Source organism: Chloroflexota bacterium, from assembly GCA_018829775.1.
Classification (GTDB): Bacteria; Chloroflexota; Dehalococcoidia; order Dehalococcoidales; family RBG-16-60-22; genus E44-bin89.
The window spans coordinates 1-7,545 of the sequence record JAHJTL010000109.1; the positions used below are offsets into that span (position 1 = coordinate 1).

A 7,545-nucleotide genomic window follows, 5' to 3' on the forward strand; every position below is an offset into this window, starting at 1 on the left:
CAAGCGATTGTTACTTCGGTAAGATCTTCAATGCCTTCTCAACCATGAATCCCATCTTCCTCGAGATCTCGGTCTTTCAGCTGATTTCCAGAATCATCTCAATCTCAACGGGAATTTGATTTGGCAGCGCCTGCATTCCTACAGCTGATCGTGCATGTTTCCCTGCCTCGTCGAATATGGCGACCAGCAAATCAGAACATCCGTTGATGACCTTGGGCTGGTCTTTGAAATCATCGGTGCAGTTTACCATGCCTAGCAGTTTGACGAACCGCTTGACTTTATCCAGGTCGCCGATTGTAGCCTTAATCGTTGCCAGACAATTAAGGGCGACATTGCGTGCAACCTGGTACCCCTCATCAACGGTCAATTCTCGGCCCACCTTACCTGAGATCTTGATCTTCCCATCGTTATAGGGACCGTGCCCGGAGACAAAGAGCAGATTACCAGTTCTGACAGCGCGGACATAATTTGCCACTGGTGTGGGTGGTTGCGGCAATATCAGCCCTAGTTCCTTTAATTTTTGCTCAGCACTCATTGGGTTCTCCTTTCTCCTAGTCGTTACCAAATGTATAGTAAAACAGTAAAAAGGTATTGATTTTATTCAATAAGACCTGCGGAAATAAATCCTGTTTATTTGTGATCGTTTACTCCCAGTGGCGCTCGGCCTTAGCCCGGTCACCGATAATGGCCTGTACGATATCCAGGTTATTGGGTGGGCAGCCACGAACGTGGCGCTTGCTCTTTTTATCAGATGGAACGCACCGACCCACGGTAACCGTGTTATCTTCGCGAATATATTCTGGTAGGTCTGGATCGCCGGTGACAATAGTGACTCCTTCGAGGTAATTCAACTGGTTGGCCTCTTTCATGTCAAATAGGGAACTCATTATGCCCATGCGGCACCCCGAGCAGGTAATACCTCCGTAAAACAAATTAAGCCCTTCAATGTTCAGCCGTTCATCTTCCAACACTCTCATGAAACGACGAGATACCGCTTCAATAGGTTCGCCGACTACCTCAATATCCTTTCGGTTTGCCATCCCAAGACCCCGCCTGAAAGCCTCGGTGGTTATAGGCACTTCTTCCGGCTCAAAGCCGGCAATATACCCGCACACCGCATCCAGGGCGACTAAGTCATGGCCAGCAACAATCAGGTCCATCTCCACAGGTTTGCCGAACACAGGTCCCAGGCCCTCTTGACAGTAAATGGCATCCACTATTGCCAGCTGTGGCCTCAAAGCACTGAACCAGTCTACACAGCCCTCAAAAACTCCACGTTGATGGAATTCACGCTTATACTTGTCCGTGAGCAAGCCTTTCAGTTTTTTAATTGATAACGTGAGCTCCGCCTGGTCGTGAGTCTTCAGCTTGGCCACTGGTATGATGACGTCGGCTTCTTTAACCAGTTTATAAGTTTGTATTTCAGCAAATACTTTCCCGTTTTTCACGGGGAACATCGTGGTCCCTGTTTTTTTGAGATCGATTACATCGTAGCCCATCTCTCTGAGCTGATTATATCCTGACTCTGAAATAACCTTTTCGGTATCGATGCCAATGGCTGAGGATTCGGCGATAATTGGTCGTGCTCTCGCCCTCTTTACCACATCAGCTACGGCACGAGTCACCTCAGGTAGCGTGATCGTCGCCTGTTCTCGCTTGGTCCGTGCGTTTACCAGACTGGGATTGAGCAGAACTTTCTGTCCCGGTTTAACAATTTGCCCGATACCGCCAAGAAGGTCTACTGCCTTCTCAACGGCAGCCTGTATTTGTTCATAATATGGATCTCGTGACGTCCTTACGATGGAAACTTTGCTCCTCGCCATGACAGATTATCCCTTTCCTATTTGAATCGAACGCAGCTCGAGAAAACCCAAAACAATGCCGTGGTAGTGCATCAGTGCTCTGGATTGTATCTGGGGAATCTGAATTGGTCTTTAAGCTTGGCATCAAACTCAGGGCGCCATAGCGCCAGAATATCTTCGAGTTTGCCGCTATGATAGTCGCGCAGTGTCTTTACCAAAGCATCTACCGCGGCGTTAACGATGCGCTCTCCCTTCTCACGGCTCCCCACGGTGGGGTCACCACAGACGCCCGGAACCCAAACCGCACAGTCCATATCCACCAGTTCCGGCTGAAGGTAAAGTTGAAGCGAGGTTTCCATCTCACCGGAGTGACCGATAAAACCCCTGTCAGTCTCACTGACTGTCTCCATTACCTCAGGGGTGGGGTAGAGGTTCCAGTAATCGTAGCCTATTACTGAAGTTACTCCATCTTCGGCGGTGAGCTTAAATCGCATAGCGGCAATAACGGCTGAATTTCCGCCATGGCCGTTAAGGAAGAGTATCTTTTTGAATCCATGGGCATGAACACTGGTGGCAATCTGGGTCAGCAGCTCAACAAAGGTGTGGTATTTGAGGGTAATGGAGCCGGGGTGTTTCATGTGGTGAGGAGAATATCCCGTCCAGACGGGAGGTAACACCAGCACCGGGAAATCGTCTATGGCCTGGGCAGCGCGTTGGGCGATGGTAAAACAGCAATTCACATCAGTGTTTATTGGCAGGTGATTTCCATGCTGCTCGGTTGAACCGACTGGAATGATGACTACCGCATCAGCCTTGACCGCTTCTTCAAATTCAGTTCGACGTAGTTCCTGCCACAGTACCTTTTTCATAGCTCAGCCTCCAACATAGCTTCTCATAGCTAGTGGCTCTCCAGGAAGGGCACCGGTATGCTTCCCTTTGTCCACGACCATTTGACCATTTACAAAAACATACTCTATGCCTGAGGGAAACTGTTTCGGGTTAGCAAAGGTAGCCAGGTTGTTCACTGTGTTTGGATTGAACACCACAATGTCAGCCTTCATGTTGTCCCGCAAAATGCCTCTATCCATCAGCCCAAACCTTTGCGCAGGGAAAGAAGTCATTTTTCTGATTGCTTGCTCCATGGTTAGAATCTTCTCGTCCCTTACCAGTTGCCCCAGTATCTTGGGATAAGTACCATAGGTTCGAGGATTAGGCATGCCTCCTATTCGCAGTCCATCGGTTATGAACATATGTGCCGGGTGGGTCATGATAACTTTCACGTCATTCATATCACCAGTAAAGCAATAAAAGGCTACTTCTAGCTCTTCCTCTATCATCAGGTCACACATTGTGTCCCAGGGGTCTTTATTAAGCCTACCAGCGACGGCCGCAACCGTTAAACCTTCGCACCACTTGTTTCTTTCCGTTCTGACGGCGCTTATCACCATCTTGTCTACTGACCCAACTGCCTTGGTGGACTTACCACGCATCTTGGACCGGTCCTCTTTATTTTTCAGGCGCTGCAGCAGTTCATGGGGGCCACCACTATGCGCCCACATCGGAACCGCTATATGCATGGTCGTGCTTCCGGCTTCCCAGGGGTAAGAATCAAAGGTAAGGTCGATGCCGCCGTCTCTTGCCATATCCACTATTTCCAGCAGCTTGGCTATCTGCCCTCGTGTGATAATATTTGTGGCATAATGAGAAAAGTGCACCGGACAGCCGCTGCGTGCTCCTATTTCCACGGCTTCTCTGAATCCATCAAAAGCGCCATCGCCAAGGTCATATCGCACATGGGTTACATGAACGCCGCCGCACTCGGCAACTGTCTGGCAAAGAGCGACCAGTTCCTCGGCACTGGCATATACGCCGGGGGGATACGCTAACCCGGTAGAAAGGCCAACGGCCCCTTCGGCCATGCCCTGCCGTATCATTTCCTGCATCGCCTTTATCTCTTTTTTAGTGGCCGGGCGCTCCTCCCAGCCTACCGTTTCCACTCTCAGACAGCTATTGGGAATAAGGTAAGCAACGTTAATCGAGGTCTTCTGGTGGAACTGCTGCAAATATTCAGTAATTGAGCTCCAGTTGTAGTCCAGCCTCGGATAACCGTTCACTCCCGAATAGTGCCGTAACATCATTTCCAGGTTCTTTTTTGAGAGCGGCGCGTAGCCTAGACCATCAAGTCCTAGCATATCAGTAGTAACTCCCTGCCTTATCTTGGGCTCGTTTAACGGTTCGGACAGGGCAATCAGGTCAGAATGGGTATGCACGTCAATAAAGCCCGGAGCGACCACACAACCAGCGGCGTCAATGATACTTGCCGCCGGTACGGATGAGGTGTCACCCACCAGAATCTTTAACCGGTCTTTCTCGATGGCCACATCCCCTTTGAAGCCAAGGTTTCCCGTGCCGTCAATAATCGTGCCACCCTTTATCAAGACATCAAACATCTTATCTCCTTACTCTTACCTTGTTACCATGGTCCAACTATCTTCGGACCCACTGCCAGGGTCGGCAACCAACACGATAGCCAGGGAATATATGTGGTGAGGAATAGAACCGGTAAACCGACAATAAACAGAAACAGCATCATCGGTCTCACCAATTGGTCATATGGGACGCCTGATAAACGAGACCCGACAAAAATAGAAATGGCGTATGGTGGGGTAACCACGCCAAGACCAACATTAACCACAATTATCGCCCCTAGCTGAACAAGGTTGACACCTATTCCCTCGACCAGTGGCATTACCAGGGGCACTACTATTATTAAGATGGGAATGCCATCGATAAACATTCCCGCGATTAGTAGCAGTATGTTCATCATAAACAACACCAAATACTTGCTTTGGAACGCCCCTATCATGAAATCGGCCAGAGACTGGGCCACTCCTTCTCGAATCAGGAGTCTGGTAAAGACGGTGCCAAAGCCGAGTAATAGCGTAATCATACCCAGTGTCTTAATTGACTCCTGAGTAGTTGTCCAGAAATTCTTTGCTTTCAGTTGTCGGTAGACGAATAGACCAACGAATAAGGTGTACACGACAGCAACCGCGCCTGCCTCGTTTGGCGTGAATACACCTCCATAAATACCCCCCAGTACAATTAGAGGACAGCCCAAGGCGGGTAACGCTAGCCAGGTGGCTATACTAACCTCTTTTACCGAGCCTTTAAGCGTGGTTGGTAGTGCATCAACTTCGCTAGTTGGGTGCATATACCTGAGGCAAATAAAGTTATTTAGCACCATATAGCCCCCGGCAAGCAGAAGCCCGGGGAAAACAGTGGACAGAAAAACGGCCGCCACTGACTGCTGGGCAACAAGACAGTAAATCAGCACCGGGACACTGGGCGGTATCAGGTATCCCAGGAAACTGGAGGAACACAGCACGGCAGTAGTATACCTTCGCTCGTATCCGAACTTTTCCAGCCGGGGGACCAACATCGGAATCAAAGTGGCGATGCAAGGCACCGACGAACCAGTCAAGGCACTTAAAAATAGGGTGGCGACGATACCAACATCTACCATTCCACCCTTGAGCCTGCCCACTAAAGCATGGGCAAGGCGAATGAAACGGTCAGCAAGCCCGGCCTCACACATCAAACCACCGGCAAAGATAAAGAAGGCTATGGCCATAAGGATATAACTGTCTATCGCATGATAGGCGGTTCCGGCCAAAAATTTAAGGGGGCTGTCTATCAGAATTAGGGCTACTGCGGAACATCCTAAGAAAACCCAGCACAGAGGAAGCCCTATCAGTATTCCTAGGAAAAACAATATCAGCCCAACAGTGATTCCAAATTCCATTTATACCTTACTCCCTCCGAGACCTACCGAGGCAACTTCTTATCAGTTCGCTGATATCTCTTCGGGCGATAACCAGCAAGTGCAATAGTACGAAGGCTAAGGCGACAAACAGAGTAATCTGTAGCCAGCTGGTGTTGAACCAACGCACCAACGTGCCATATTCAGGGTATTTCATGGCCCGCAACATGAATTGATAGGCTATGGGAAGAAAGACACCTAATACGGCAATGGACAAAACGACCAGGAAAACACGGTAAACGACAGCCCTGGTTGGCTTATTTCTAGTAAATCTGTCGCGGAAGATATCTACCGCTACATGACCCTCTCGCCAGGTAGTTATCGCGGCGGCGACGAACATAAAAAAGATAAAGGAGTACAATGCTAGGTCGCTGAACCACATTATCTCAAAGTGTAGCCAGTAGCGATTAATCACCTGGGCAAAGATGAGGAAGGTACAGGCAACTAACCCAACGGCGCAAATAATGCCCTGTGCCGTCTGTACTCCGTGCAATATCCACTTCAAGGCTGACTTGATATATCTCACCAGGACTATTCTCCGTAGTGGTATTACCTAAGATTACAGTTATTCGGCTTAAGTTTCATAACTAGTGAAGATGAGCAATTAGACTGTCTCATAAGTGACCCTATCTTCGGGAGTCTTGCCGCTACCCGAAGATAAGGTCACAACTACCCATTCCTAAACAGATGGCCTCATAGTCTCAAGGCAAAGGCCTTTCTTTTGCCAGTCTAGCCACCGGCAGCGGCTACCTCTGAACTTATCCGTGCGAGTTCATCTAAGATCTGCTGCGTCATATTCTGACCAGGATAGTGCTCATCAAGCCAGGGAGTAGCTAGCTCGTCCCAGATGACGGGCATGTTTGCCTTTTCCCTCCAGACTGCCTTTTCCGCTGGGGTTGGGTAATATATTTCTAGGCCGGACTCCACCAACGTTTTCTTAAATGCAGTGTTGGCTCGGCGGTAGAACTCAAAATCACGCATTTCTGCATTCGCGCTGGCTCTCTTTATGACTTCCTGGAGGTCCGGAGGTAGTGAATCCCACAGGTCTCTATTCATGGCAAAATTGGCTGCATCCCAGCCAAAACCGAGGTCGGTGTAGTATGTCAGCACCTCAAAATGCCTCTCTTCTATCAGGGAAGGCCATAAGCTCCAGCACATGTCAACAACGCCTCTTTCCAGGGCATTGTATAAGTCGGCCCAGGGAATAGTCTGTAGGTTCAGGCCGGTGCCTTCCCCCATGTTCTCCATGGTCATCACAAAACCAAGGGACGCGGAAACCCTCATCTTGATATCCTTCATGTCGTCCGGTGTTATGAGCGGCCTGACGTTGTTACCAAGGCCATATGGGCCAAAGTGGGAGCTCCAAAGAAGCTTAAAGCCAACCTCTTTCCAGGCCTCGTCCATGACTTGGTATAGTATCCCATCGGGGGCGTCATATGCTATGGCTGCTTCATTGTAGTTGCTCACCGTCCAGTTCATCCAGTTCAGCATTCCTCCAGGAACAAGGTTAACATAGGGAGCGTAAATTCCACCCTCGACACTTCCCTCCTGTACGGCATGGAATATTTCATCGTGGCTGCCAAGCAGGCCATCAGGATAGAACTCTACTTGTATTCTTCCATCCGAGTAATGTTCAATCAGGTCAGCAAATAGCTGAATGGATTCGTTTCTACCTTGTTGTGTCCACGCCGTCCCAAATCGCCATTCGTACTCTGCTTTGGCTGGTGCCGCTGGTGCAGGGGCTGGAGCAGGTGCGGGAGCTGGGGCCGGTGCTGGTGCGGGAGCTGGGGCAGCACATGCCGCTACAGAACTAGAAATCAAAGCTATCACCATCACCAAAGCCAACATCTTTTTCTTAACCATTTTCAACCTCCATTACCTTGAAATTCACCCAATAGTAAACCCTTCTTCTGAAAGCCA

The 7,545-nt window shown here is 49.5% G+C and carries 7 protein-coding genes; all 7 read right to left on the reverse strand.

Annotation, left to right across the window (positions count from 1 at the left end; translation table 11 throughout):
• Positions 1–76 precede the first annotated feature (76 nt).
• Complete coding sequence (locus KKD83_10555; protein MBU2536585.1) at positions 77–535, reverse strand: RidA family protein; 459 nt, start codon at positions 533–535, stop codon at positions 77–79.
• Between the two features lie 109 nt (positions 536–644).
• On the reverse strand, positions 645–1,823 hold the full coding sequence (locus KKD83_10560; protein MBU2536586.1) for a DUF362 domain-containing protein: 1,179 nt from the start codon (positions 1,821–1,823) through the stop codon (positions 645–647).
• A 71-nt stretch (positions 1,824–1,894) separates the two neighbouring features.
• Complete coding sequence (locus KKD83_10565; GenBank protein ID MBU2536587.1) at positions 1,895–2,671, reverse strand: creatininase family protein; 777 nt, start codon at positions 2,669–2,671, stop codon at positions 1,895–1,897.
• A 3-nt stretch (positions 2,672–2,674) separates the two neighbouring features.
• Positions 2,675–4,252, reverse strand: coding sequence for a D-aminoacylase (locus KKD83_10570; GenBank protein ID MBU2536588.1), 1,578 nt, complete (start codon positions 4,250–4,252; stop codon positions 2,675–2,677).
• Positions 4,253–4,275: 23 nt separating this feature from the next.
• Positions 4,276–5,607 (reverse strand): TRAP transporter large permease, encoded by a 1,332-nt coding sequence (locus KKD83_10575; protein MBU2536589.1) that lies wholly within the window; start codon positions 5,605–5,607, stop codon positions 4,276–4,278.
• Between the two features lie 7 nt (positions 5,608–5,614).
• Positions 5,615–6,151, reverse strand: a complete 537-nt coding sequence (locus KKD83_10580) for a TRAP transporter small permease subunit (protein ID MBU2536590.1) — start codon at positions 6,149–6,151, stop codon at positions 5,615–5,617.
• Between the two features lie 203 nt (positions 6,152–6,354).
• The gene (locus tag KKD83_10585; protein MBU2536591.1) at positions 6,355–7,488 is read right to left on the reverse strand and encodes a TRAP transporter substrate-binding protein; all 1,134 of its coding nucleotides are present in this window, start codon (positions 7,486–7,488) and stop codon (positions 6,355–6,357) included.
• Between the last annotated feature and the right edge of the window lie 57 nt (positions 7,489–7,545).

Excerpts from the sequence above, each read along its gene's own strand:
- KKD83_10555 (MBU2536585.1), bottom strand. The coding sequence starts at position 535 with ATGAGTGCTGAGCAAAAATTAAAGGAACTAGGGCTGATATTGCCGCAA.
- KKD83_10575 (MBU2536589.1), bottom strand. The coding sequence starts at position 5,607 with ATGGAATTTGGAATCACTGTTGGGCTGATATTGTTTTTCCTAGGAATA.
- KKD83_10585 (MBU2536591.1), bottom strand. The coding sequence starts at position 7,488 with ATGGTTAAGAAAAAGATGTTGGCTTTGGTGATGGTGATAGCTTTGATT.
- KKD83_10560 (MBU2536586.1), bottom strand. The coding sequence starts at position 1,823 with ATGGCGAGGAGCAAAGTTTCCATCGTAAGGACGTCACGAGATCCATAT.
- KKD83_10570 (MBU2536588.1), bottom strand. The coding sequence starts at position 4,252 with ATGTTTGATGTCTTGATAAAGGGTGGCACGATTATTGACGGCACGGGA.
- KKD83_10565 (MBU2536587.1), bottom strand. The coding sequence starts at position 2,671 with ATGAAAAAGGTACTGTGGCAGGAACTACGTCGAACTGAATTTGAAGAA.